Origin of the sequence: Megasphaera geminata F0357, assembly GCF_000239275.1 — a bacterium.
Taxonomy (GTDB): domain Bacteria; phylum Bacillota; class Negativicutes; order Veillonellales; family Megasphaeraceae; genus Megasphaera; species Megasphaera geminata.
This window is the reverse complement of sequence record NZ_JH417567.1, coordinates 42,315-65,795: the sequence shown is the minus strand read 5'-3', so window position 1 is coordinate 65,795 and position 23,481 is coordinate 42,315. Positions and strand designations below refer to the sequence as shown.

30 protein-coding genes and 1 other RNA gene are annotated in these 23,481 nt (G+C 48.6%); 27 read left to right on the top strand and 4 right to left on the bottom strand.

Translation table 11 applies throughout. From position 1 onward, the window contains the following. The first annotated feature begins 37 nt into the window (after nt 1–37). From HMPREF0080_RS01140 to HMPREF0080_RS01130, 3 genes are all read left to right on the top strand, one after another. Nucleotides 38–1,087 (top strand): elongator complex protein 3, encoded by a 1,050-nt coding sequence (locus tag HMPREF0080_RS01140; RefSeq protein WP_040346738.1) that lies wholly within the window; start codon nt 38–40, stop codon nt 1,085–1,087. Between the two features lie 90 nt (nt 1,088–1,177). Then, nucleotides 1,178–2,290 (top strand): 4-hydroxybutyrate dehydrogenase, encoded by a 1,113-nt coding sequence (locus HMPREF0080_RS01135; protein ID WP_006789261.1) that lies wholly within the window; start codon nt 1,178–1,180, stop codon nt 2,288–2,290. A 268-nt stretch (nt 2,291–2,558) separates the two neighbouring features. After that, nucleotides 2,559–2,768, top strand: a complete 210-nt coding sequence (locus HMPREF0080_RS01130) for a hypothetical protein (protein ID WP_156795270.1) — start codon at nt 2,559–2,561, stop codon at nt 2,766–2,768. A 382-nt stretch (nt 2,769–3,150) separates the two neighbouring features. Here the strand turns inward: HMPREF0080_RS01130 and HMPREF0080_RS01125 are convergent, their stop codons facing one another. Beyond that, a complete protein-coding gene (locus tag HMPREF0080_RS01125; RefSeq protein ID WP_006789258.1) occupies nt 3,151–3,384 on the bottom strand; it encodes a YeeE/YedE thiosulfate transporter family protein in 234 nt (77 codons plus the stop codon). A gap of 363 nt (nt 3,385–3,747) precedes the next feature. On the opposite strand from HMPREF0080_RS01125, the gene HMPREF0080_RS01120 reads away from it, so the two are divergent. Continuing rightward, the gene (locus tag HMPREF0080_RS01120; RefSeq protein ID WP_006789256.1) at nt 3,748–5,385 is read left to right on the top strand and encodes a malolactic enzyme; all 1,638 of its coding nucleotides are present in this window, start codon (nt 3,748–3,750) and stop codon (nt 5,383–5,385) included. 104 nt (nt 5,386–5,489) lie between these two features. Here HMPREF0080_RS01120 and HMPREF0080_RS01115 read toward each other — a convergent pair whose 3' ends face one another. Next, nucleotides 5,490–6,296, bottom strand: a complete 807-nt coding sequence (locus tag HMPREF0080_RS01115) for a hypothetical protein (protein WP_006789255.1) — start codon at nt 6,294–6,296, stop codon at nt 5,490–5,492. A 53-nt stretch (nt 6,297–6,349) separates the two neighbouring features. Further along, a complete protein-coding gene (locus tag HMPREF0080_RS01110; protein ID WP_040346731.1) occupies nt 6,350–7,024 on the bottom strand; it encodes a hypothetical protein in 675 nt (224 codons plus the stop codon). 152 nt (nt 7,025–7,176) lie between these two features. Here HMPREF0080_RS01110 and HMPREF0080_RS01105 point away from each other — a divergent pair, with 152 nt between their 5' ends. The 14 genes from HMPREF0080_RS01105 to HMPREF0080_RS10385 all read left to right on the top strand — a co-directional run bounded on the left by HMPREF0080_RS01105 (nt 7,177) and on the right by HMPREF0080_RS10385 (nt 16,898). Then, nucleotides 7,177–7,611, top strand: a complete 435-nt coding sequence (locus HMPREF0080_RS01105) for a hypothetical protein (RefSeq protein WP_040346728.1) — start codon at nt 7,177–7,179, stop codon at nt 7,609–7,611. 34 nt (nt 7,612–7,645) lie between these two features. Continuing rightward, nucleotides 7,646–8,197: a phosphoribosyltransferase family protein gene (locus tag HMPREF0080_RS01100; protein WP_040346773.1), complete on the top strand. Its 552-nt coding sequence runs from the start codon at nt 7,646–7,648 to the stop codon at nt 8,195–8,197. Nucleotides 8,198–8,216: 19 nt separating this feature from the next. Continuing rightward, nucleotides 8,217–9,692, top strand: a complete 1,476-nt coding sequence (locus tag HMPREF0080_RS01095) for a WG repeat-containing protein (RefSeq protein ID WP_006789251.1) — start codon at nt 8,217–8,219, stop codon at nt 9,690–9,692. Between the two features lie 16 nt (nt 9,693–9,708). Further along, nucleotides 9,709–10,413 carry a pentapeptide repeat-containing protein gene (locus tag HMPREF0080_RS01090; protein WP_006789250.1) on the top strand — a complete coding sequence of 235 codons (705 nt, stop codon included), beginning with the start codon at nt 9,709–9,711 and terminating at the stop codon, nt 10,411–10,413. An 11-nt stretch (nt 10,414–10,424) separates the two neighbouring features. Beyond that, the gene (locus HMPREF0080_RS01085) at nt 10,425–10,832 is read left to right on the top strand and encodes a hypothetical protein (protein WP_006789249.1); all 408 of its coding nucleotides are present in this window, start codon (nt 10,425–10,427) and stop codon (nt 10,830–10,832) included. After that, complete coding sequence (locus tag HMPREF0080_RS01080) at nt 10,829–11,572, top strand: DNA/RNA non-specific endonuclease (RefSeq protein ID WP_006789248.1); 744 nt, start codon at nt 10,829–10,831, stop codon at nt 11,570–11,572. Before HMPREF0080_RS01085 ends, HMPREF0080_RS01080 begins: the two co-directional genes overlap by 4 nt. A gap of 105 nt (nt 11,573–11,677) precedes the next feature. Further along, complete coding sequence (locus tag HMPREF0080_RS01075) at nt 11,678–12,106, top strand: YbjN domain-containing protein (RefSeq protein WP_006789247.1); 429 nt, start codon at nt 11,678–11,680, stop codon at nt 12,104–12,106. Nucleotides 12,107–12,256: 150 nt separating this feature from the next. Further along, the gene (locus HMPREF0080_RS01070; RefSeq protein WP_006789246.1) at nt 12,257–13,099 is read left to right on the top strand and encodes a protein-ADP-ribose hydrolase; all 843 of its coding nucleotides are present in this window, start codon (nt 12,257–12,259) and stop codon (nt 13,097–13,099) included. Nucleotides 13,100–13,136: 37 nt separating this feature from the next. Then, nucleotides 13,137–13,913, top strand: a complete 777-nt coding sequence (locus HMPREF0080_RS01065) for a PhzF family phenazine biosynthesis protein (RefSeq protein WP_006789245.1) — start codon at nt 13,137–13,139, stop codon at nt 13,911–13,913. 116 nt (nt 13,914–14,029) lie between these two features. Further along, nucleotides 14,030–14,545, top strand: a complete 516-nt coding sequence (locus HMPREF0080_RS01060; protein ID WP_006789244.1) for an HdeD family acid-resistance protein — start codon at nt 14,030–14,032, stop codon at nt 14,543–14,545. A 176-nt stretch (nt 14,546–14,721) separates the two neighbouring features. Then, nucleotides 14,722–15,636 (top strand): metal ABC transporter substrate-binding protein, encoded by a 915-nt coding sequence (locus HMPREF0080_RS01055; RefSeq protein ID WP_040346771.1) that lies wholly within the window; start codon nt 14,722–14,724, stop codon nt 15,634–15,636. Nucleotides 15,637–15,818: 182 nt separating this feature from the next. After that, nucleotides 15,819–16,094 carry a MurR/RpiR family transcriptional regulator gene (locus HMPREF0080_RS01050; RefSeq protein ID WP_006789241.1) on the top strand — a complete coding sequence of 92 codons (276 nt, stop codon included), beginning with the start codon at nt 15,819–15,821 and terminating at the stop codon, nt 16,092–16,094. Nucleotides 16,095–16,269: 175 nt separating this feature from the next. Next, nucleotides 16,270–16,638: a site-2 protease family protein gene (locus HMPREF0080_RS10390; protein WP_006789240.1), complete on the top strand. Its 369-nt coding sequence runs from the start codon at nt 16,270–16,272 to the stop codon at nt 16,636–16,638. Then, nucleotides 16,635–16,898 carry a site-2 protease family protein gene (locus tag HMPREF0080_RS10385; RefSeq protein ID WP_006789239.1) on the top strand — a complete coding sequence of 88 codons (264 nt, stop codon included), beginning with the start codon at nt 16,635–16,637 and terminating at the stop codon, nt 16,896–16,898. The genes HMPREF0080_RS10390 and HMPREF0080_RS10385 overlap by 4 nt, the downstream gene beginning before the upstream one ends. Before the next feature lie 65 nt (nt 16,899–16,963). Here HMPREF0080_RS10385 and HMPREF0080_RS01040 read toward each other — a convergent pair whose 3' ends face one another. Further along, a complete protein-coding gene (locus tag HMPREF0080_RS01040) occupies nt 16,964–17,569 on the bottom strand; it encodes a superoxide dismutase (protein WP_006789238.1) in 606 nt (201 codons plus the stop codon). A 293-nt stretch (nt 17,570–17,862) separates the two neighbouring features. On the opposite strand from HMPREF0080_RS01040, the gene HMPREF0080_RS09830 reads away from it, so the two are divergent. From HMPREF0080_RS09830 to HMPREF0080_RS10130, 9 genes are all read left to right on the top strand, one after another. Next, a complete protein-coding gene (locus tag HMPREF0080_RS09830; protein ID WP_156795269.1) occupies nt 17,863–18,096 on the top strand; it encodes a hypothetical protein in 234 nt (77 codons plus the stop codon). Nucleotides 18,097–18,103: 7 nt separating this feature from the next. Beyond that, nucleotides 18,104–18,574, top strand: coding sequence for an aminotransferase class V-fold PLP-dependent enzyme (locus HMPREF0080_RS11200; RefSeq protein ID WP_280959813.1), 471 nt, complete (start codon nt 18,104–18,106; stop codon nt 18,572–18,574). Then, nucleotides 18,462–19,175 (top strand): 3-phosphoserine/phosphohydroxythreonine transaminase, encoded by a 714-nt coding sequence (gene serC / locus HMPREF0080_RS01035; RefSeq protein ID WP_280959812.1) that lies wholly within the window; start codon nt 18,462–18,464, stop codon nt 19,173–19,175. Before HMPREF0080_RS11200 ends, serC begins: the two co-directional genes overlap by 113 nt. 20 nt (nt 19,176–19,195) lie before the next feature. Then, complete coding sequence (gene serA, locus HMPREF0080_RS01030; RefSeq protein ID WP_006789235.1) at nt 19,196–20,521, top strand: phosphoglycerate dehydrogenase; 1,326 nt, start codon at nt 19,196–19,198, stop codon at nt 20,519–20,521. 82 nt (nt 20,522–20,603) lie between these two features. Beyond that, nucleotides 20,604–20,804: an ACT domain-containing protein gene (locus HMPREF0080_RS10380; protein WP_006789234.1), complete on the top strand. Its 201-nt coding sequence runs from the start codon at nt 20,604–20,606 to the stop codon at nt 20,802–20,804. A gap of 10 nt (nt 20,805–20,814) precedes the next feature. Further along, entirely contained in the window at nt 20,815–21,459 is a 645-nt protein-coding gene (locus HMPREF0080_RS01020; RefSeq protein ID WP_006789233.1) for a histidine phosphatase family protein, read from the top strand. Between the two features lie 33 nt (nt 21,460–21,492). Continuing rightward, nucleotides 21,493–22,770 (top strand): serine--tRNA ligase, encoded by a 1,278-nt coding sequence (gene serS / locus HMPREF0080_RS01015; protein WP_006789231.1) that lies wholly within the window; start codon nt 21,493–21,495, stop codon nt 22,768–22,770. Nucleotides 22,771–22,868: 98 nt separating this feature from the next. Then, nucleotides 22,869–23,045: non-coding RNA, 6S RNA (gene ssrS, locus HMPREF0080_RS09350), on the top strand. 132 nt (nt 23,046–23,177) lie between these two features. Continuing rightward, the gene (locus HMPREF0080_RS10130; protein WP_083817894.1) at nt 23,178–23,381 is read left to right on the top strand and encodes a hypothetical protein; all 204 of its coding nucleotides are present in this window, start codon (nt 23,178–23,180) and stop codon (nt 23,379–23,381) included. The last annotated feature ends 100 nt before the right edge of the window (nt 23,382–23,481 follow it).

Sequence of the window (23,481 nt, the reverse complement as noted above, 5' to 3'; positions counted from 1 at the left end):
CGATGCATCCGCATCGGCCTTTTTTTCAGGAGACTGTATGAAAACATCGATTATTCCCGTTTTTATTCCCCATTTGGGCTGTCCTTATCGGTGTATTTTCTGTAATCAGCAGAAAATTACGGGACACAAAGACGTGCCGACAGGTCAGGAGGTGGCAAGACGCATTGAAAAATATACACGGGGGAAAGCGCGTCATTGGGAAGTTGCCTTTTACGGCGGTTCTTTTACGGCTGTTGCTGAGGCGTTGCAGGAAGAGCTGCTGCGGCCTGCATACGAAGCCTTAAAGGCGGGAAAAATTGCCGCCGTACGCTGTTCGACACGGCCGGATTGTATCACGCCGGACAAGTTGGCGCGGTTAAAGAAATATGGTGTTACCGTCGTTGAACTGGGCGTTCAGTCCATGGACGATGCCGTTCTCCGTAAAGCGAAGCGCGGCCATACGGCAACAGATGTGGAGCGGGCTGTTATGCTGTTGCGGGAACAAAATTTTGCCGTCGGATTACAGCTCATGCCGGGACTGCCTGAGGAAGACCGGGCCAGCCTGATGGCCACGACAGAGAGAATTTGTGCGTTGAAACCCGATTTTACACGTATCTATCCGGTTGTCGTCATCGATAATACGGAACTGGCCGACCTCTATAAAGAAGGGAGCTACAGACCGTTAACCGTTGACGAGGGTGTACGTCGGGCCGCTTTTATGAAAGAGCGTTTCCTGCGTAACGGTATTGCCTGCATACGCACAGGTCTGCAAGCGACGGAAGAACTTGACCGGGCCGTGAATATCCTCGGCGGCGCTTATGCTCCCGCTATGGGTGAAATGGTCGATTCTCTCCGATATGGCAGACAAATCCGACATTTACTTGAAGAACTCAATCCTGACGGTACAGTGACCGTTGCTTATAATCGAAAAGATACATCGCGCACACGCGGCTATAAAAACGAAAACATGAAAATCGGGCCTGCCTTACGCATCGGTATTAAATGGATGGAAGATAACAGTCTCGCTACAGGCGTACTGCGAATTGAGACAGGACGGGGAACATGGCGGCTGCATACGGATAAAGGTACGCAGCTGCGGGTCTTATAGCAGAGAAGCATGGCAATTCTCGTACAGGAAGCGGAGAGTATGTTATAATAAGAACATAGTATACATGCGTTCGTGAAAGGATGGATTACAATGCAGGAATTGGCACTGAAAGCCACGATTTTACACTATCACACATGCAGACAAATGGTTATCGACCTGAATATTACGGCCGATGACTTGATTCTTACAAATCAATATATTTACGGCCCTTATTTTGCGGAATTCAATCTGCCCTGTCAGGTTATTTTCCAGGAAGAATACGGTGCGGGTGAGCCGTCCGATGATATGACTGAAGCCATTTATAAAGATATTCAGGGAAATCCGAAACAGATCATCGCCATCGGCGGCGGTACAATCATCGATCTGGCCAAATTCTTTTGTCTGAAAAACGTTATTCCTGTCCTTGATCTCTACGACGGTATAATGGAACCGGTTAAGGAGAGAGAATTGGTTATCGTGCCGACAACGTGCGGCACAGGCAGTGAAGTAACGAATGTGGCCGTCCTTTCCCTGAACGGCAGAAATATGAAAAAGGGTCTTGCCGTAGAAGCATTTTATGCGGATAAAGCTATTCTTGTGCCCGAACTTTTGCAGACGCTCCCGTCCAAGGTTTTTGCGACGAGCTCCATTGATGCCCTCGTTCATGCCGTTGAATCGGCTCTTTCGCCGAAGGCCTCGGAAACGACAAAAATATTCAGCTATAAGGCCATTGAGAAGATCATCGGCGGCTACATACAGATTAGGGAGCGCGGTATTGATGCCCGCTTTCCTTTACAGGAAGACTTCCTTATGGCCTCAACCTATGCGGGCATAGCCTTCGGTAATGCCGGCTGTGCGGCCGTACATGCCATGTCTTATCCTTTGGGCGCTATGTATCACGTAGCCCACGGCGAATCGAATTACGCCATGTTTACAGGAGTGATGAAAGCCTACATGCAGCGCCGGCAAGACGGCGAAATTTCCAGGCTCAATGCTTTTATAGCGAACCTTCTGGATACGACGACGGATCGGGTTTATGAAGAACTGGAAACTCTTCTTAATGTTATTTTGCCGAAAAAGCCCCTACATGAATACGGAGTAAAAGAAAGCGACTTAAAAAGTTTTGCCAATTCCGTGGCAACCAATCAAAAGCGACTGACAGACAATAACTTTGTTCCCTTAAAAGAAGGGGATTACCTGGAAATCTACCAAAGCCTCTACTGATAAAACGACCGGTGCGGCCCATATGTGCTGCGCCGGTTTCATATTATACAGGGTTCTTCACAGGACAGATGGAACGGGAAAGGAAAAACGACTCGAGGTGTGTTCTGCCGGTTATATTTGACAGATATTTTTCGCGATTTCTACAGTATAATGCCAATTCTCTCCGGGTACTTGAAATTGATGATGAGTTTTCATATAATTCGGATATCAACGAAAGGTTGATGAAAGGGGTGTGACACTTATGTTATGCTTGTCCAAGAAGATGAAAATGATAATGGTCGCGGCTTCGTTTATGACATTTACTGCAGGTACGGCTATGGTTTATGCCGCTCCGCCGCCGCCGGATGAGCCGCCTGCTCATCATGAAGCGCCGCCTCCCAAACCAAAAAAAACTCATCATGATTCCGGTCACGGCAATGAAGCGGCCGCCTTTGTGATAGGGGCAGTAGTAGGGGCGGTTGTGGCCAATAATACGTAATATGTATTGACAGCAAAGTAAAAAACTTGACAGTGAATTGGCATGGAACCGGCCTACGTCAGTCAGAACCGGAAAATACGACTGACGTAGGTCGGTTTTTTCACGGCAAATGTAGCTGTGAAAAAACTCTTGATGTAATACAAAGCAATTCGTCTGTCAGTCAAGTAAAGAAAGCATTAGAAGGCGCACCGCAATGGTATTTACGGCTTAGCACGCCTCACATGGAACGGCAGAACATATGCGGTTGCTCCGTAATGACGTAGAAAAGGGGCCTTTGAGATATCTTACGGCGATGTTGTGCAGAGGGTCTGAAAAGCAAAACACTCTCATGATTTTCCGGGAAGCTTGGAAATACGAAGTTTTCCTACTGAGACCACAAATTTTAAATGTACTTGTATGTTGCCGAAATGAGGCCCTGGCCGGCTCGGAAGAGCTGTCCCGTCAAACAACAACCGGTAATACCCATGCTCAGGCCGAACAATAAAGCGCCTGCAAGCGTTGCCAGGAACGGCATGGGCGAGGACGGGATCGTAATGTATCCGTACTCGGACAAGACGTAAAAACCTACCATTTGGATGGCGACGGCAACGGCAATAGGAGCCGCTGCCGCAAGCAAACGGGACTGAACAATATATGCCTAGTTGTCCGGAAATACAAAACTGGCCTTGTTGCAAAATAACACCTGCTAAAATACCTAATAATTAAACCTGTAATAGCCATATCTTCCTTCTCATGTGGATGCATTTTATAAAATTGATTCAACATAAAATTCTTTGGAATAAAATATCCAAACGCTTTCGTTATACTGCTTCTTTCTCAAAATGCAGTATAAAAAATAACTATGAAAGCGAGCAGACTGTAGTGTAATCGGATAGGATATCGTCTTTTCGGGGAGAATTTTCTTTGAATTATGATATAATATTTAACTACTCATATAAAAATATTTGGTTTTCGGTTTGCCCGAAAGGGAGGAGTAACGATGAAAAAAACAGGGTACGATTTATTAAACGATCCGTTTTTGAACAAAGGGACGGCCTTTACGGACGAAGAACGTAAGGAATACGGGTTGGTCGGTTTGTTGCCGCCTCGCGTACAGTCTCTTGAAGAACAGGCGCAGCAGGCATATGAACATATTTGCCGTAAAGATGCGGGTATTGAAAAACGGCGTTTTCTCATGCAGTTGTTCGATACGAATCGAACCTTGTTTTATAAGGTATTCAGTGAACATGTAGCTGAATTTATGCCTGTCGTTTATGATCCGGTTATTGCCGAAAATATTGAAGAATACAGCGAATTGTTCGTCAACCCTCAAAATGCCGTGTTTTTGTCTATTGACCGGCCCGAAGATATTGAGGAATCCTTGAAAAGCGGTGCGGCTGGACGGGATATTCGTCTTGTCGTCGTTTCCGATGCGGAAGAAATCTTAGGTATCGGTGACTGGGGGACGAACGGTGTCGATATTTCCGTAGGCAAACTTATGGTCTATACGGCAGCTGCCGGCGTTAATCCCGAGCAGGTATTGCCCGTTATCCTGGACTGCGGTACGAATCGCAAGGCCCTTTTGGACGACTCCTTATACTTGGGTAATCGTCATGAACGGGTGACGGGAGAAAAATATTACGACTTCCTCCAATCTTTTGTAGAAACGGTAGAAAGACTCTTCCCGAAACTGTACTTGCACTTTGAAGATTTCGGTAGAGATCATGCAGCCGCTTTGCTTCAAAAGTACAATAAGATTTATCCCGTATTTAACGATGATATACAAGGGACGGGGATCATCACCTTGGCCGGCATTTTGGGCGGTCTGGAAATTTCGAAAGAAAAGCTGATCGATCAGGTGTATATGTGCTTCGGTGCAGGTACGGCCGGTTGCGGTATTGCACGCCGCGTGTATTCGGAAATGGTGGCGCAAGGGTTGTCGCCTGAAGAAGCGAAAAAGCATTTTTATTTGGTCGACAGGCAGGGGCTTCTCTTCGATGACACACCGGGACTTACGCCGGAGCAAAAAGAATTTACGCGTAAGCGCGAAGAATTTGTGAACTCTCATGAACTGACGACGCTTGAAGCGGCTGTAAAAGCCGTGAATCCGACTGTTCTCGTCGGCACGTCTACCGTTCCCGGCGCGTTTACGGAATCAATTGTCCGTCATATGGCGGATACGACGAAACGCCCTTTCATTTTCCCACTCAGTAATCCCACAAAACTGGCTGAGGCGAAAGCGGAAAACCTCATCGAATGGACGGACGGCCGCGGGCTGGTCGCTACGGGTATTCCGGCTGCTCCCGTCATGTATAAGGGCATTATGTACTACATCGGGCAGGCTAATAACGCTCTCATCTATCCGGGCCTGGGATTGGGCGTGTTAGCTTCGGAAGCAAAGCTCCTGACGGACGAAATGATTTCAGCGGCCGCGCACTCCTTGGGCGGTATTATTGATACGACGCAGCCCGGTGCGGCTACTTTACCGCCTGTCGATAAACTGACCGAATTCTCTCACACCGTGGCCGTAGCCGTAGCCAAAGAAGCGGTGCGTACAGGGCAAAGCAAATTTAGCGAAGCGGAAGCTTTGCACAACGTTGATACGTTGAAGTGGTTCCCTGAAGAAGTGGTTCCCTGAATATAAGTAAGTATAAATTCCTATACCCTTAGGGGATATGCAAAAAGACGGCCCGGGCCGTCTTTTTGTTGTATAATGTGCAGTTTTTGTTTTCACAGCCTCTTTTACTTCCCGAAGAAGTCGAAGGTGACGGTTGCCGTCGTGCCGTTGTTGAAGTACTGGCTGATGACGAGAAGGGACGTGTCCGTTTGTACGATGATGGACGTATGTTCGTCAAGGCTTTCGTTTTGTCTTACCGTATCGGGCAGGTCGTATCGCTCCGTACTTCCGTCAGGCGCCGTAATGACAAGGATGTTTCCCTTATCGGCAAGGGCAAAGGTGAAGCCCTTGTCGGCGTGAGTGCTGTGTGACGAGTCATCCGAAAGAGACAGGTTGAGATTAAAGATGGCCGCAGTGTACGGAGCAATGTCGTAAGAAACCTGTTTCTTGGCGCGAGGGCGGAAGATTACCGTATTTTCCGGCTGTTGCTCGCCTTGCCTCCGCCTTGCCGTCTCTTCACGGTTCGCCTCGGCTTGTGCTTTTTCTATAGAGCCGTCAAACTGACCGACGACGGAAAAATGCGGCACGTACGTATCGGCTTCGTGTGTATACGTAACGAAGCGGATAAAGGACGTATAGCCGATAAGGGGCATGAACATAATGAGCCCCATGACGAGAGCCAGGAGTTTCGTATGCGGCCCCGGGCCTGTCCTGCGGGTGAATAGGTACAGGTTGTGAAGCAGAAAAAGGCCGTTGAAGAGGATGATATAAACGGCACCGAGGATAAGGGATGAATCGACGTAGACTCGTTTAATCGTTAGGATGAGGCATAGGGCGGTAAGCGCCGAGAAAAGAACCAGAATGAGCGGCTGTTCGGGCACCTTTTCTTTAATACGAAAGCTTGCCAGAAAGAAGAGATAGTACAAGGTCACGTACGGATAGTAGGTATAGAGAAAACGGGCGTCGGGACGAACGTCGATGAGTATTAAAAAGAGGTATATAACGGCCAGAATTCCCGAAAAGACGGAAAATTTTGGAACGACGGTCTTAAAAATACGGGTGTAGAGCCTGCCGGGGGCGGACGGTTTGCCGTTGTACGAAAAAAGGACGATGAAAAAAAGAAGGATCCATAAGGCCAGGCAGAAATTACCCCCCTGACGATGTCGAAGTATATGCCTGAAGGTAAAATAAGGGACGTAAAAAGAAGGATGACAGCGAGCAAGATGCAAATGAGAGTCGCCACGGCACCGCTCTTTATAAATTGCAGGAATCTTTCGTAAACGGCGGAAACGGCATTGTCCGTCGCATCGCAGGTTACGTATTGTAAAAGGACGGTAAAGAGCCAAAGAGCGGACAGGTTGAGTAAGACGGCAGAAACGCCCGTATTGTCCGCCGTTATTGAAAGAGTATACATGGCTGCTGAAGCGATGAGGCCCGTTACGGTGCTGATTGTTCTGAAACGCCGGCGGCGCAGCACATAGGTCTGCAAGAGGACAGCCGGACCGCACATGAGAATGAGGCCCGTACAGGTGACGGACGGCGATGCGGGAAAGAAACAAATAAGGCCTGCAAAGAGAAAAATCAGTACATGCAGTAAGGGGTCTTGCTTAAACAGCATATATATACGGGAACCTGTTTTTTGAAGTCGGTATTTTAACATACGTACCTCCGAAATAATGATATGACGCTATTATATACCATATTCATATGAGAAAGGAATCTTTTATGTCTTGTCGTAACCTTTTATGAGGGGTTTCACAGACCGTGGGCTCTTGATATAATATACATATACGATGTTATAGGAGGATTATGATGAAAAAGAAACTGATTGCGGCCTCTCTGGCCATTTCTCTCGGCATTGCTTCTTTCGGTGCCGCGCTTCCCGTAGAAGCTATCGGCTTGGGCGGACTCATCAAAGGCGGTATTGTCGGTGTGGGCGTGGATAAATACGGCCCGTCCATTAACAGTTTTTTAAATAAACTGCTTAACCAGAAAAACTTGGGAACAACTTATGCGACAAAGGTTGTCCCTATTGTCAGCCTCGGTAACGGCAGCCGTGTCGGGGCCGCTCAGGTAACGGGGCCGACAGCGGAAGTGGAACGTGTTAAAGCTGTCGCTCAAGTGGAGGGGAGTTTCAATAATATTGCTCGTGCTAAAGGGCTCGTTCCCGTTGACAGTGCCAATCCGGCCGGAGCGTCGCGCATTCAGGGCGTCGGTGTATCGGCCGTCATTGATTTGAAAATTTAAAACGCCCTCATAAGGGCCTATTGAGGTGTTTACGTTGGCAAAAAAATATTATAAGCTTCGCGTCGCCGGCTGTACGCGGCAGCTTCCGATTCTGAATGTAACCGATACGCTCGCTATAGCGGGTTTCGTCATTCTCGGCGATACAGAACTTACGGTCAATACGGCGGCCGAACTGGCCGGAAGGATCCCGTCCGATGCAGAAATCATTATGACGGCTGAAACGAAAGGTATACCCTTGGCGGCTGAGATGGCGCGTATTCTTGGCATGCCGCATTATGTCGTGGCACGCAAGGATTTTAAGGCGTACATGGAAAATCCCCTTGTTGTCGATGACGAATCGATTACAACAAAGGGGAAACAGATGCTCTGCCTGTCTGATGCGGATGTGGCTCTCATCAAGGGCAAGAAAACGGTTATTGTCGATGACGTTATCAGCACGGGCGGTTCCTTAAAGGCGCTTATGGAATTGGCCGATAAGGCCGGTGCGGCTGTTATTGCCAAAGCGGCCATACTTGCCGAGGGGGATGCGGCTAAACGCGACGATATCATCTTCCTGGAAACATTGCCTCTGTTTGAGGCTGAATAAAGTATATGGAGAGAATAAAATGAAAAAGAAAATAATAAAATCCGTACTAAGTGCCGCAGCCCTGTCCATTGCCGTCACAATCGGTGTACAGGCAGAGGAGCCGGCCCATATTTACGAACATACACATCGTGAAGAGGCGTCAACGACGGTGACAACATCGCAGACGACAAGTGTTGAAAGGACAAAGTCAACGGAGAAACGTGCAGGAGCCTCTGTTAATTCCGGTATCGGCGAGATTTTCATACCGAAGATCCGGGACCACCGGGCGCCGTCCGGCCTCGCCGGCAAGATACATGGACGTTATGATGAAAACTATCGGGCCGGAGTTCTCGGCACATTCAAGGATAATGGGAAATACGGCCTTCTCGGTACGGACGGAACCGTTTTGGTACAGCCGCAGTATAAAGAGATCACGGCCGCTGCCAATGCGGGCCAATTCTGGACGAAAGAGAAGAAAAACCGTATCCTCATTGACAAAACCGGCCGGATTTTACCGTCCGATACACCTCAGAAAAAAGTGCATATCGACGGAGATGACGGTATTCGCCCGTTCCATGAAAACGGTAAATACGGCTTTAAAGACAGTAACGACAAGATTCTCTTGCCGCCCGTTTATAAAGAAGTCCTTGCGCCTTTCAGTGAAGGCATCGCCTTCGTACGTAACGGCAAGGGGAAAAAGGTTGCCGTCGATACGACGGGCCGGGAGCTTTTTGATGTGCCGTATGATGAACTTTTCGCTTACCGTAAGGGTCTCGCCGAATATCATCGGGCCGTACACAAGTTTAACTGGGGCGGCGTTTTAGGGGTGGTGCTCGGCGGCGTTATTGATCACGGCACCTATTACGGGCCGGAGCTGTCTCTTTCTTATGACGGTATTAAGCGCGGTTATATTGATCGCACCGGCGCGATCGTCATTGACAGTAAAAATGATGAAGTATGGCCGATCTCCGATTTCGGCACCTTTGTTAAGAATAAAGGGAAACTCGGTTATGTGAACCGGCAGGGGCGTTATATTATCGCGCCCGGCAACTACGATGTCAGCAAGGAGTCCTGGGACGATATTAACGGTAATGTGGCCTTGAAGGATAAGGAAACAGGAAAGTACGCCATCTTCAGTGTCGTCGACGGCGTGCAGCTGACTGATTTCGCGTATGATAATGTGACTTTCCTGAGCGCCGACCGATTGAGCGTCACAAAAAATAAAGTGCAGTATCTTATTGACGGAACGACAGGGGCTATCGTTGCGACGTTCCCTGAAAAAGCGGTCATATATGTATTCGGCGACGAGTACACCTGGATGAACGTCGATAAGAAATATTCCATTATCGATAAGGCGGGCCGTGTTCTTTATACGGATACGCAAGGTGACATCAGCGGCGTAACGCTCTTTAATAACGGCCTTTCTATCGTTAAAGTCAACGGTCTTTACGGGGTCATGGATGTACGCGGCGCGTGGGTCGTAAAACCGCGGTATAAAGAAATCACGCGTCTTTAACGAAGAAGGTGATTGTATGAAAGATATTGCAAGAGAGGATATTGACAGACTTGTCGGCCTGCCGCGGGAAGAACGGGAAAAGCTGGATTTCAGCCGTTCCCGCTTTTCTCATCTTAATCTGGCCGGTGTTGATTTGTCGGGGCTCAATATGGAATGGTCCGATTTTGAAGACGTCTCCTTTGCCGGCGCCGATTTGACCGGCGTAAATCTTGCCAATGTACGCTGTGTCAATACGTCTTTTGCTGCTGCCAATCTGCGTGATGCCGATTTAAGTGGAGCCGCTTTACGCGGCTGTGATCTGCATAATGCTCACATCGAAGGGGCCAACCTGTACAGCGCCAATTTGGAACATGCACGTCTTGACGGCATTGTTGATGATGAGCGGACGCAATTCTTCCGCCTTTATCCGCCGGCAACGGGCGCTTTCCTGGGGTATAAAAAGTGCTTTAATGATCTTCTCGTGCAACTTCTCATTCCGGCCGACGCCAAACGCACATCGGCGACCCTGCATTCTTGTCGGACAAATAAGGCGAAAGTCCTGTCCATTAAAAATTTTGACGGCAGCCGTTCGTATGATGAAGCCGTGTCCCTCGTCGATCCGAACTTTATCTATCGCGTCGGGCAGTGGCTGGAAGTCGGAAATTTTAACGAAGATCGCTGGTTCGATTCAACGACGGGCATTCATTACTGGCTGACCCCGGAAGAGGCAATGGCCTATTAGAGGAGGAAACCATGCATATCGTAGCGGCTGTAGACGACAGGATGGGCCTGCTTTTTAACGGGCGCCGCCAGAGCAGAGACGGCGTCCTTAACGAACGTATCGCCTCCCTTTGTAACGGGGAACTGTGGGTGAGTCCTTTTTCGGCGACTCTTTTTGACGGTGTTGACATCGTGCTCCATATAGATGAACATTTTCTGGAACAGGCCGCCGACGGGGCCTATTGCTTTATTGAAGATGTGAGTGTACGGGCTGTGGCGGACGCGGCGAAATCGGTCGTCCTTTACAAATGGAACCGCGCCTACCCGGGCGATTTCTTCTTTGACCTGCCTGTGGATAAAGCGCCGTGGCACCTTGACGGGAGTGAAGACTTTGCCGGCTCGTCACATGATAAAATAACGGAAGAGGTATATAGAAGATGATACAGTGGAAAAAGTCGGTTCTCGTCCTTTTTGCAGCGATAGGCCTGCTCCTTGCGGCTTGCGGCAGTGTCGTTGAAAAAGGAGCCGAGACGGATACACGGCCTGTTGCCGTGCAGAACGGGCAGAATGAGAGCGGCCGTGCCGTCGTCGATTTGGCGTCTGTACCGGCATTTAACGGCAAACCTTTTGTTATCGTCAACAATAATGAGCCTTCTTTCAGCAAGGAGGAAATGACTGCCGCGTCGACCGAACGCTATAGCGACCTCGATCCGCTCGGCCGCTGCGGTCCCGCCTTCGCCAATATAGGGACGGACCTGATGCCGACGAAAAAACGGGAACCCATAGGCTCGGTCAAGCCGACCGGTTGGCAGACGACAAAATATGATAATGTTGACGGTAAATATTTATACAATCGTTGCCATCTTATCGGTTACCAGCTGACGGCGGAAAACGCAAACCCGAGAAACCTCATTACGGGCACGCGTTATTTAAATGTACAGGGCATGCTGCCTTTTGAAAACATGGTCCATGATTACATCAAAGAAACGCAAAACCATGTGCTTTACAGGGTGACTCCCGTTTTTGAGGGGAAAAACCTCGTCGCTTCCGGCGTGCAGATGGAAGCCCTTTCCGTGGAAGACGACGGTGCCGGTATAAAATTCAATGTTTATGTGTATAATAATCAGCCCGGTATCGAAATCGATTATGCTACGGGCAAAAGTCATCGAATATCAGTATAAGTGCGGCTTTGCAAGGCTTTCGCAATCTCTGTATAATGAGGAACGAGGGGATAGAATGATTATTCGCCTGACGGATTCGGCCGGTAAGAACGGAGTGATACAGAGATGAATAAGAAAGCCAAGGCCTTCCGGACATATTTAAAGAAGGCCGGAATAGAAGCGTTTGAAATGGAAGACATGCATGATGACGAACTGCATACTGTTATTTTCAGAACATTTATTGAGGCGCAGGGGACAAAATTGCCTCTGATTTTTGTCCTTGACGACACTTTGTACGGCAGTATCCGCGTTCTCATTGCCCCGAAAGTATTGAAGGACGGGAACGAAATGGCTGTCTATCAATTGATAAACGAATACAACCGCACGTACAAGTCCTTCAAGTACTGTATTGATGAAGAAGGGGCACTTCTTCTTGATATGTGCTATATCAGTAATGATGATGTGGACGGAGATATCTTATCGGTCCTTTTTGATGTCATTATTCAGCATCTGGAAGAATCGTACCGGCCGCTTATGAAGGCTATTTGGAACTGACTGACGGAAATAAAGAAGCTGTGAGCAAGATGCTTGCAGCTTTTTATTTTCATGGAAAAGCTGTGTAAGAACGGTAAGGAAGCCTATGGAAGAATATATGAAAAATAGTGTATAATACGGGTATAGAATACGAAAAGGGAGAAATGCGTAATGACACAAGAGGAACGGTTAGATGCATTGATTGCTTATTTTTCCGATGAAGAAGGCTGTGCCGATCACGGGGTACCGGCTGAAGGCGAAAGTGAAGATGAAAAGAAAAATACTCTCCGTGCCTTGGTTAATGTGCGTCCTCCGAAGAAAACGGATAAGAAGATTCTCAAAATTCAGGACGAATATTTGCGGGAAGAAAATAATAAGAAGGGCGTTGTCCTTTTGCGGTATATGAATACAGTCGCTCAGGAGTTTTCCCGTAATGAAGCGTGGGCCGATGAGGTATATCTCTGGCAGGGCGATATTACGAGGCTTGCTGTGGGAGCTATCGTTAATGCGGCCAATCAGCGGATGCTCGGCTGTTTCGTGCCGCTCCATAACTGTATTGATAATTGCATTCATTCGGCAGCGGGCGTGCAGTTGCGCGAAGAATGCGCAAAAGGCGTGGAAGCGCTTCTCCGCAGCGGTACATACAGTTCGCCCGTGGCCGTTCCCTTATTGACGAAAGGGTATAATCTGCCGGCGGAGCATGTCATCCATGTCGTCGGTCCGGCTGTGGGCGGCCGTACACCGACGGAAGCAAGCCGTAAAGATTTGCGGGCCTGTTATGTGAACGTTCTTGATTTATGTGCCGAAAAAAACATAGACAGCGTGGCTTTCTGCTGCATTTCCACGGGAGTCTTCGGCTATCCCGCACAGGAAGCGGCACAAATTGCGGTGAGGACGGTGACGGAATGGTTGAACAAACATAAGGATAAGAAAATCAAGGTTCTGTTCAATGTTTTTACGGATACGGACGCGGATATTTATAAACAGATTTTCCGAGGCAGGACGAATCTCTGAAACCGTCCGATAATTCTATGTATCAGGAGGAAAGGAAATGAAACAGTATGTAGTCGATGCGTTTACAGATAAGGTGTTTGCCGGTAATCCCGCGGCAGTCTGCATTATGAATGAATGGATTTCCGATGGACTGATGATGAATATTACACGGGAGAATAATCTGTCTGAAACGGCATTTGCCGTAAAAGAAGGAAATATTTATCGTCTGCGCTGGTTCACTCCGGGCGGAGAAATCGATCTTTGCGGCCACGCTACATTAGGCGCCGCTTACGTGCTTTTCCGTTTTTATGAAAAAGATGCGAAGTTTATTACTTTTTCTACGCGCAGCGGCGCTTTGACCGTTGCGAGAAAAGACGACCTCTACGAAATGGAGTTTCCGAAATATACGCTGCATGAAGTGGATGTTACGGATGCTATGGAAGAAGCTCTTGGCGTGCGTCCCGCAGCGGCGTACATGGGTCGCGATCTTCTTTGCGTCTATGACGACGGGGCGGTCATAGAGGCGATGGCGCCTGATTTTGCAAAGGTCAAAACCTTGGACGGGCTTCTCGTGCATGTAACAGCGCGGGGGAAGGTTGCGGATACCGTATCACGCAGTTTTGCGCCGAAACTTTCCGTACAGGAAGATCCGGTTTGCGGTTCCGGGCATTGTCATATTGTTCCCTATTGGGCCGAGCGGCTAGGTAAAGACGAAATCGTCGCTTATCAGGCTTCCCGTCGCGGCGGCACTATATATTGCAGGGTGGCCGGTGAAAAAATCTTTATGGCCGGTAAGGCCGCTCTCTATTCGGAAGCGGAAATACATATAGACTGACGGGTACCAAACCGGCTGTACGGTACGGGCAGACGGCTTGGATGTATGGAGCGCGTACCTTGAGAAATATATTTGAAAGACGCAGAGTTTTTTATAATTTAAGGAGATGTCTTTTTATGAAAACATCAAGCAGAGCATTTCTTGTTATTTCCGGGCTGTTGTATATAGTCGTGTCCTATTTCCTCTGTATAGAGCCGATTGCCAATCTTATTGTGTACAGCTGGTTGATTTCCGTTGCTTTTCTTATTAATTCGCTCGCACAGGTTGTCACGTATTTTTCCGTTTCCAAAGAACTGCGGCATGTTTCATTTTTGCTGTCGGCCGTTCTCAATGTTATTATTGCCGGGTACTTTGTAAGTGTCGGCTATATTGCGCTGCCGATCGTGATGCCGATCCTTTTGGGCATTTGGCTTGTGGTGGAGGGCATGTTTGTGTTTGCCAAAGGACTTCATCTGAAAGAGTACGTACCGGCGGTGGGAAAAGCCTCGCTTGGCTTCGGTATCATTTCCCTCATTTTCGGGATTCTCGTCCTCTTCAATCCGATGGCGACTATTGTAGCGGCAGTATATATCGTAGCCGCGGGCTTCTTCGTCGACGGTATATATCGCATTATTGAAGCGGTTAAAGGATAACGATACGTTATAGTGTTCGGTAAAAAGCGTCCCGGGATTTTCGGGGCGCTTTTTTGTATTCCGCATAGGGTGTGACAAATCAGCACATCTTCATAAGATTGACAGAAGGGGGGCGCTATGCTATCCTTTTTTTGATTTAATGCAGATGATTTGCATTTGCTCAAGAAGGAGTGGATATAGTGAAAAAATGGTTAGCAGTAGCAATGAGTGCGATTCTGGCAGTAACCATACTCGCAGGCTGCGGTACGACTCAGAAAGAAGAGTCGAAAAAGGACGGCAAGCTGAAAGTGGCTGTTACCTTCGACGCAATGGCGGAATTTGTGAAGGCCGTGGGAAAGGATAAAGTAGATATTATTACTATCATTCCTGCCGGTACGGAGCCGCACGAATTTGAGCCGTCGACGGATTCGATGAAAGCTTTGGCGACAGCCGATATGCTTGTCTATAACGGTATGGGTATGGAGCCGTGGATAGAAAAAGCTGTTGAAGCCGCACATAATGACAAACTCGTAAAAGTAGAGGCATCCAAGGGTGTGGACGCTATCAAAAATACGGATCCTGAAGAAGTGGAAGAACACGGTGAATACGATCCCCATACATGGCTCAGCTTGCGCAATGCGGCGACGGAAGTTGCAAACATTACGGCGGCTCTGGGTAAGGCGGATCCGGACAATAAAGAGTTTTACGAACAGAATTCACGTGAATACATTGCTCAGTTGAATGAATTGCAGCAAGAGTATGAAGGCCGTTTTAAGGACGCCCCGCGTCGCGAGTTCGTGACGGGTCATGCGGCATTCGCATATCTTTGCCGTGACTTCGCTCTCACGCAGATGAGCGTAGAAGATGTCTTTGCAGAAGGAGAACCGAGTCCAAAACAGTTGGCGGAACTTGCGGAATATGCGAAGGAACACCATGTCACGACGATTTTTGCGGAAGAAATGGTAAGCCCGTCCGTATCGAAAGCCCTGGCGGAAGAGGTGGGGGCTAAGGTTGAACTCCTTGATACGATAGAAAGCAATAAGGACGGCAAGACCTATTTAGAACGGATGAAGACCAACCTCCAACGCATTTATGCGAGTCTGCTTCCGTAAATTCGGGATAAAATATATATGCCGTATATGCGGCAGGAGTCACATAACAATTTTCTCTTTGAAAAAAGGCCGGATAATGTTTCCGGCCTTTTTCCGTGCTGTTCCTTCCCGGCAGTCCGGCGGATACAGTTTCATATAAGTGATAAAGATATATCATATATACGGCTTGTAAATGAAAAACATTGTATTTTCGGTACGCGGGGATCGCAAAGAAGAAAGGGGCGGCCGTTATCGTTATAACCGGTCACATCCTGTCGCCCTTGGCGAAAATTGCCGATATTTGTCTGCACGGCATAGGACGGGAAGCTAATTATTCGACTGAAGCCGGAACGTCCCGCATGGTTCATATGGACATAGGTGAGGTGCTTTATACTCGCATAACTATGGCCGATTCGGACGGATTCCGGAAAAATATGGAGCGCATGCGGCATGAGACCGGTAAGAAAAGACTTACGTAAGATTGCTTCCTTTTTTTTTGTGCAATGTGGTAAAGACCGGCCCCGATGAGACATCCTTCTTAAAAAGTATCTGTTGCAGATTTTATCATGTACATATTGTTGTGTTTTCCAAGTATGATATACTTTGTATATATGTGTTCCGACGCGTATATAAGTTTCATACTTGGAGGTTTTCATGTTTAATTATGATATACTTGCCATGGTGGCGGGCATTCCCGGGTTAATTATCGCTATGGTTGTTCACGAATATTCGCATGCCCGCGCGGCCGTTGCTATGGGAGACGATACGCCGAAGCAAGCGGGGCGGCTGACGTTGAACCCGATTGCGCATATTGACCCTGTCGGCCTTATCATGCTTTTTGTCGCCCGATTCGGCTGGGCCAAGCCGGTTATGATCAATCCGGGAAATTTCCGCAATTGGCGGAAAGGGGAAATCCTCGTCGCTTTTGCCCCGGCCCGGGAGCCAATCTTATCGCCGCCTTTCTGGCCATGTCGGTCATTGCCGTACTCGGCCGTTTCCATATTTCTTTATCGGACGGCATGATTTTTGTATTGCAGTTGATTGTGCTGTATAATATCAATTTTGCCGTTTTTAACTTACTGCCCCTCCCGCCATTGGACGGCTCCCGGATTCTGGCCGCCCTGTTGCCCGGGCAATGGGCCTATAAACTGGCGGGATTGGAACGGTATTCTTTTTTAATTCTCATTGCTTTATTAATGACGAATGTTCTGGGAGCCGTTCTCATACCTATCCAAAGAGGGATATTGTTTTTGTATCAGATTGTATTATCGGTTTTTATATAAAATTATACGGATTCGGCAAAAAATAAAAGCGACTGCCCGAAGGCGGTCGCTTTTATGCACGGTTCTTATTTTGCGGCTTCAAAGTAATTGTTTACTTCTTTCCAGTTGACTACGTTCCAAAAAGCGGAAATATAGTCGGCCCGGGCATTTTTATATTTTAAGTAATAAGCATGTTCCCATACGTCCAAGGCAAGGATAGGTTTTTTTCCTTCGCTTAACGGCGAATCCTGATTGGCTGTGGACAGGATTTCCAACTTGCCCTTATTTACAACCAGCCAGGCCCAGCCGGAGCCGAAGCGGCTGACAGCAGCTTGTGCGAATAGTTTTTGGAATTCTTCAACACTGCCGAAGGCTTCGGTGACGGCGTCGGCGACGGGACCGCTTATTTTTCCTCCGTCGGGCCCCATGATTTTCCAGAAGAGGGAATGATTGGCATGGCCACCGCCGTTGTTGCGGACAGCCGTGCGAATATCTTCGGGAACGGCGTTTAAATCGGAAATCAATTCTTCCACCGTTTTAGAGAAAAGTTCCGGATGTTTTTCTATTGCGCCGTTCAAATTCGTTACATATGTCTGATGATGTTTGTCGTGATGATAGTGCATGGTTTCTTCGTCAATGTACGGTTCCAGCGCCGCATACGAGTACGGCAGATCAGGCAGTGTATATGCCATGGTAAAACCTCCTTTTACAAAGCAATAATAATTATCATATAAAAAGCATAACAAATAATACTGAAATTGTCCAGATTACAAATTTGTTAGAAACGGGAACGGCAGTCAGAAATGAAAGTTTTTATGTAAAAGAAAACTGAAAAAGTGAATATGCTTCAGGAAGAATTTGTCTTGACAGGGCGTACGAAAATACGTATACTATGGATAATTTAAATCATATGAAACGCATTGATGGAGAAGCAAATCAGAGACCCTTTTCAGAGAGCCGCCGGACGGTGAGAGGCGACAGGGCTGTGAGGCGTTCCGCTCCGGAGCGGCAAATGAAGAATTTGACGGGTACGCCCGATACAGCGTCTAAAGACGGCCGTAAGGCAAGTTGGGTGGCAACGCGGGAGTATGCTCTCGTCCCTGTTCGGGACGGGAGCTTTTTTTCTCGGCTTACGGCAAGTTGGGTGGTACCGCGAGATACGGAGAGGCTCGTCCCAATAGGACTGCGTCTCCGTTTTGTTTTTTATGCAGGGGAGTGAAGCAAAGGTGAAAAGAGTATACAATTTTAATGCCGGTCCGTCGGCTATGCCTTTGACCGTGCTGAAACAGGTTCAACAGGAATTTCTGGATTTTGCCGGTACGGGAATGAGTATTGTTGAAACAAGTCATCGCAGTGAAGCATATCAACGGATGCAGGATGAAACCGTTGCGTTATTGAGAAAGCTGTTGAATATTCCCGACGATTATCTGATAGCCTTTATGCAAGGCGGGGGCAGCATGCAGTTTCTCATGCACGGCGCCAATTTTCTGAAGCGCAAGGGCGGCTATATCAATACGGGCGTCTGGTCGCGTAAGGCGAAGGAAGCGGCTTCATTTTTCGGTGATGTATACGATGTGGCGTCCAGTGAAAAAGACGTTTACATATGTTCCGCAAGAAGAGGACTTTGTCGTACAAGACGGTACGGATTATGTGTATATTACCTCGAACAATACGATTCACGGTACAGAGTGGCGTGATTATCCGGCTTTCGACGTACCTCTTATTTGTGACGCCTCCAGTGATTTTCTCGCCCGTCCCGTTGATATGAGCCAAGTTGATTTCCTTTATGCGGGAATTCAGAAGAATGTCGGCCCTGCAGGGGCCGTCGTCGGCATCATAAAGCAATCTTTTTTGGCCGCGGCAAGGGAAGACCTGCCTGTTATGCTCAAATACGATACGTTCTTTACTAACGATTCGACATATAATACGCCGCCCGTTTTTTGTATTTATTTTGTCAACAAGGTTCTCCGCTGGCTTGATGAGAACGGCGGCCTGACAGTTATGGAGCAAAAAAACAAAGAAAAAGCCGCAGTTGTTTATGCGGCAATTGATGAAAGCAACGGTTTTTACAGGGGACATGCCGTTAAAGATTCACGCAGCCTGATGAATGTAACCTTCGGCTTGGCAACGGCGGAGCTGGAAAAAGAATTTATTGACGGAGCCGAGGCGGAAGGGCTGATCGGTTTGAAAGGGCACCGGTCTTTAGGCGGCTGCCGCGCCTCCATATATAATGCCGTTACGTTGGAAGGCTGTGAAAAATTAGCCGGTTTTATGGAGCGGTTTCGCCGCAGTCACTAAAAAATTCGGAGGATAGGACAATGGCAGATAAGATGAAAATTTTAGTAAGCGATGACGTATCGGAAAAGGGCGTCGCCTTGTTACGTGAAAAGGGGTATCAGGTGGACGTTAAAACCAATCTTGACGAAGTCGGTCTTATTGACTGCATCGGAGACTATGACGGATTGATTACCCGTTCCATGACGCATGTGACCGCCGATGTTATTACGGCGGCGAAGAAACTTAAAATAATCGGCCGGGCCGGGGTCGGTATCGACAGTATCGATCTTAAGGCGGCGACAGCCCGCGGCATTATTGTCGTCAACGCGCCGACATCGAATACGATTGCCGCGACGGAGCATACCTGCGCCATGATTCTTGCCGTGACGAGACATATTCCGCAGGCTCACGATTCGCTCATGGCGGGCGAATGGAAGCGTGAGAAATTCACCGGCATTCAGCTTAAAGATAAGACCATAGGCATCATCGGTGTCGGCCGTATCGGTTCGCGTATTGCCAAACGCATGCAGGCTATGGAAATGCGTACTATCGGGTATGACCCGTATATTCCGGAAGAACGGGGAAAACAGCTAAATTGTGAGCTTGTCGATTTGGATACGCTCCTTCGGGAATCGGATTATATTACGCTCCATACGCCGCTTACCAAAGAAACGCGCAGTATGATCGGTACGGAAGAATTTGCCAGGATGAAAGACGGCGTGCGCGTTATCAATGTGTCTCGCGGTGCGGTTTTGGATATTAACGCTTTGGCGGAAGCCTTGAAAAGCGGTAAAGTAGCCGGCGCGGCTGTTGACGTTTTCCCGGAAGAGCCGCTCACTACGGATATTAACCCCTTCATAGGACTGGAAAATGTTGTCGTTACACCGCACATCGGCGCTTCGACCGTTGAAGCCCAGGAAGGCGTGTCCGTTGACGTGGCGCAGGGGATTATGGCGGGTCTTCGCGGTGAACCCGTACCGACAGCCGTCAACATGGCGCCTGTCGCACAAAATGTCTATACGACCATTCGCCCTTATTTTGATTTGATGGAACGTATGGGGATTCTGGGTGTATATTTAGCTGAGGGACCGATGAAGGAAATCAGCGTCGAGTATACCGGCGAGCTGGCGGAAACGGAAACCGCCCTTTTGACGACGGCCGTATTGAAAGGCGCTTTAAATCCCATTCTCCAGGATTCGGTCAACTTCGTCAATGCGCCGGATCTCGCTAAACAGCGCCATATTTCTGTCAAGGAAGTGAAATCGAGTGATACCGGTAATTTTGTCGGTGCCGTAACGGTCCGTATCGTCACCCCGAAGGGCGGGCACAGCATCGTCGGCACCCTGTTTCAATCGCACGGAAGCTAAAATAGTACAGATCGATGAATATCGTGTCGACTTTACGCCGGAAAATTACCTTCTTTTAGCGCCCCATATCGACCGGCCGAACATGATCGGCCAGATTTCGACAATCCTCGGCGAAGCGCAGATCAATATTACGGGTATGCAAGTAGGGAAGATGACGAAGAAGGGGACCAATATTATGGCGGTTGCCGTGGAAAATGATATTCCCAATGATGTCATGCTCAAGCTCAGAGCGATTGACGGCATTTTGGATATGAAACTTATTCATTGTGAACCGAATCAATAGGAGGTAATCGATGGTACGCATTATCTTGGTACGTCACGGCGAAACACAGTGGAATATTGAAGGCCGCTATCAGGGACGGGAAGATACACACCTCAGCGAGCGCGGGTTGAAACAGGGGCAACTGTTGGCGCGGGGCTTAAAAGACGTGCATATTGACGCGTTTATTTCAAGTCCTTTGGAACGGGCGTTTATGACCGCGTCCTTTTGTGCGGAACTGCACGGTGAAAAAGTTCAAAAAGATCCGCGCCTGACAGAAATCGACCACGGTGACTGGGAAGGCCGTCTGGCCGGTGAAATTGAAGCCGCCTATCCGCGCGAATTTGCAGCCTGGCACACGGCGCCTCATACGGTGCAAATGCCCGGGGCGGGCGGCGAATCGTTAGCAGATGTGTGTGCCCGCGCCCGTGCCGCTTTTGATGATTATGCGACGCGGTGGGCCGGTAAAACCGTCCTTGCAGCCGCTCATGATGCCGTCAACAAAGCGCTCATCTGCGACCTTCTCGGTATGTCGCAAAAGTGTTTTTGGCAGATTAAGCAGGACAACGCCTGCATCAACGTGCTGGAAGAGAAAAACGGCCTGTGGCGTCTGGTACTGCTTAATTCGACGAACCATTTGGGGTATCTTTTCAGCGGAATCGAACAAAAAGGATTATAAAAAGCTGTCAGGTGAAAGGAGAACAGTAAAACGATGTTGGATACAAAATTTATACGTGAAAACTTGGAAGCCGTAAAAACGAATTTGAAGAATCGCAATGCCCGTGTCGATGTGGACGCCTTTATCAAATTGGACGCAAGGCGCCGCGAATTGCTGGGCCGGGTGGAAGCCATGAAGAGCCGCCGCAATGAGGTTACGAAAGAAATCAGCGTTTTAAAGCGCAGTAAAGAAAATGCGGACGAAAAAATCGCGGCGATGAAAGCGCTCGGCGATGAAATAGCCGCCCTCGACGGCCGGGTAAAAGAAACGGAAGACAAGATGCTGGAGATCCGTCTCATGCTTCCCAATATGTGCCATCCGTCCGTTCCCGTCGGTAAAGACGACAGTGACAACCCGGAAGTTCGTAAATGGGGGGAAACGCCGGCCTTCTCCTTTATCCCTAAAAATCACTGGGAAATCGGTGAACATCTCGGCATTCTCGATGCCGAACGGGCAGGTAAAGTAGCCGGTTCGCGTTTTTATTTTTATCTCGGCGCCGGCGCCCGCCTGGAACGTGCCGTGTATAATTTTATGCTCGACCGCCATACGGAAACGGACGGATATACGGAAGTTATTCCGCCGTATATTGTCAACCGCGATTCCATGATCGGTACGGGACAGCTGCCGAAGTTTTATGACGACATGTTCCGTATCGAAGGACAGGAGATGTTCATGATTCCGACGGCGGAAGTCCCTTTGACGAACTACTACCGCGGCGAAATCATTGACGGCGCCGAACTGCCCGTTTACTTTACCTCCGTGACTCCGTGTTTCCGCGCCGAAGCGGGTTCCGCCGGCAGGGATACGCGCGGCCTCATCCGTCAGCATCAGTTCCACAAGGTGGAAATGGTAAAATACGTGGCTCCCGAAACAAGCTATGATGAACTTGACAAGCTGACGGAAAACGCTGAAATGATTCTGCGGGAGCTGGGCCTGCCGTACCGTGTCGTTTGCCTCTGCACCGGCGATATCGGTTTCTCTGCGGCCAAGACCTTCGATATAGAAGTATGGTTCCCGGCTCAGGGCAAATACAGAGAAATTTCATCTTGCTCGAACACGGAAGATTTTCAGGCGCGCCGTGCCAATATCCGTTTCCGTCGTGATGCGAAATCCAAGCCTGAATACGTGCATACGTTGAACGGCTCGGGCCTTGCCGTCGGCCGTACAGTTGCGGCCGTTTTGGAAAACTATCAGCAGGAGGACGGCTCCGTCATCATTCCGGAAGTACTTCGTCCCTATATGAGATGCCATATTCTGAGGCCGTCCGAATAAGTATATCTCCCGCCCTTAGGGCCGTATACAGCACGGATATGGATAAAGAGGCGGTATGACTTGATTTTTTTGGTGATTTTCTTTACTGAATGCAAGAGAAAACCCTACTGTGTACGTAAATGGTCTCGAAGTTTTGAACCAACACCTTTACATAGGGGGTCCGGACTCTATTTCGGTAAGACAATGCCTTTACTGGACTGTTGAGCTCTATAGGAGGACACCCACCTGCTTCGGCAGGCTCAAAACTCGGTTATAGACGGCATGGTGGGGCTTTTTTTTGAATCGTAATCGTTGATTATGCGGCCGCTAAGTTAGCTTGGCGGCTTTCTATATGGTCACGGAACCAAACAAATGAACGGGCGAAAGCCTGTTCATAAAGGTTGGATTACTGTTGGTAGGTGAAGAAGTTGGCCGAACGTAAACGGCGCCGCGCAAGCACGACGGCTGCCGCGAAAAAACGCTCCGCAGCAGGCGGTACGAGGAAAAGTGCGGCAAGGCGCGGCAAAAAGAGCGGTACACCCTGGCTGAAGTATGAAATCCTCGGCCTTGTCTTTTTAGTAGCGGGTATATTTCCACCGTCGGTATGGTCGGGGTGGATACGGGACAAATAGGCTATGCCCTTGACGATGTGTTTGCTTATATTTTCGGGACGGGACGGCTTATCGTCGCTGTCGCACTGATTATAGCGGGGTTGCAATATATTGTGAAACG

Bases quoted from the DNA above. Each gene is read 5' to 3' on its own strand.
- HMPREF0080_RS01065 (WP_006789245.1), top strand. From the start codon at position 13,137: ATGAAACAGTATGTAGTCGATGCGTTTACAGATAAGGTGTTTGCCGGT.
- HMPREF0080_RS01140 (WP_040346738.1), top strand. From the start codon at position 38: ATGAAAACATCGATTATTCCCGTTTTTATTCCCCATTTGGGCTGTCCT.
- HMPREF0080_RS01070 (WP_006789246.1), top strand. From the start codon at position 12,257: ATGACACAAGAGGAACGGTTAGATGCATTGATTGCTTATTTTTCCGAT.
- HMPREF0080_RS01085 (WP_006789249.1), top strand. From the start codon at position 10,425: ATGCATATCGTAGCGGCTGTAGACGACAGGATGGGCCTGCTTTTTAAC.
- HMPREF0080_RS01040 (WP_006789238.1), bottom strand. From the start codon at position 17,569: ATGGCATATACACTGCCTGATCTGCCGTACTCGTATGCGGCGCTGGAA.
- HMPREF0080_RS01130 (WP_156795270.1), top strand. From the start codon at position 2,559: ATGATAATGGTCGCGGCTTCGTTTATGACATTTACTGCAGGTACGGCT.
- serS (WP_006789231.1), top strand. From the start codon at position 21,493: ATGTTGGATACAAAATTTATACGTGAAAACTTGGAAGCCGTAAAAACG.
- HMPREF0080_RS01110 (WP_040346731.1), bottom strand. From the start codon at position 7,024: ATGTTAAAATACCGACTTCAAAAAACAGGTTCCCGTATATATATGCTG.
- HMPREF0080_RS01135 (WP_006789261.1), top strand. From the start codon at position 1,178: ATGCAGGAATTGGCACTGAAAGCCACGATTTTACACTATCACACATGC.
- HMPREF0080_RS01060 (WP_006789244.1), top strand. From the start codon at position 14,030: ATGAAAACATCAAGCAGAGCATTTCTTGTTATTTCCGGGCTGTTGTAT.
- HMPREF0080_RS01105 (WP_040346728.1), top strand. From the start codon at position 7,177: ATGAAAAAGAAACTGATTGCGGCCTCTCTGGCCATTTCTCTCGGCATT.
- HMPREF0080_RS01090 (WP_006789250.1), top strand. From the start codon at position 9,709: ATGAAAGATATTGCAAGAGAGGATATTGACAGACTTGTCGGCCTGCCG.
- HMPREF0080_RS01120 (WP_006789256.1), top strand. From the start codon at position 3,748: ATGAAAAAAACAGGGTACGATTTATTAAACGATCCGTTTTTGAACAAA.
- HMPREF0080_RS10385 (WP_006789239.1), top strand. From the start codon at position 16,635: ATGATTTTTGTATTGCAGTTGATTGTGCTGTATAATATCAATTTTGCC.
- HMPREF0080_RS01095 (WP_006789251.1), top strand. From the start codon at position 8,217: ATGAAAAAGAAAATAATAAAATCCGTACTAAGTGCCGCAGCCCTGTCC.
- HMPREF0080_RS01020 (WP_006789233.1), top strand. From the start codon at position 20,815: ATGGTACGCATTATCTTGGTACGTCACGGCGAAACACAGTGGAATATT.
- serA (WP_006789235.1), top strand. From the start codon at position 19,196: ATGGCAGATAAGATGAAAATTTTAGTAAGCGATGACGTATCGGAAAAG.
- HMPREF0080_RS01075 (WP_006789247.1), top strand. From the start codon at position 11,678: ATGAATAAGAAAGCCAAGGCCTTCCGGACATATTTAAAGAAGGCCGGA.
- HMPREF0080_RS10390 (WP_006789240.1), top strand. From the start codon at position 16,270: ATGTTTAATTATGATATACTTGCCATGGTGGCGGGCATTCCCGGGTTA.
- HMPREF0080_RS01080 (WP_006789248.1), top strand. From the start codon at position 10,829: ATGATACAGTGGAAAAAGTCGGTTCTCGTCCTTTTTGCAGCGATAGGC.
- HMPREF0080_RS10380 (WP_006789234.1), top strand. From the start codon at position 20,604: ATGATCGGCCAGATTTCGACAATCCTCGGCGAAGCGCAGATCAATATT.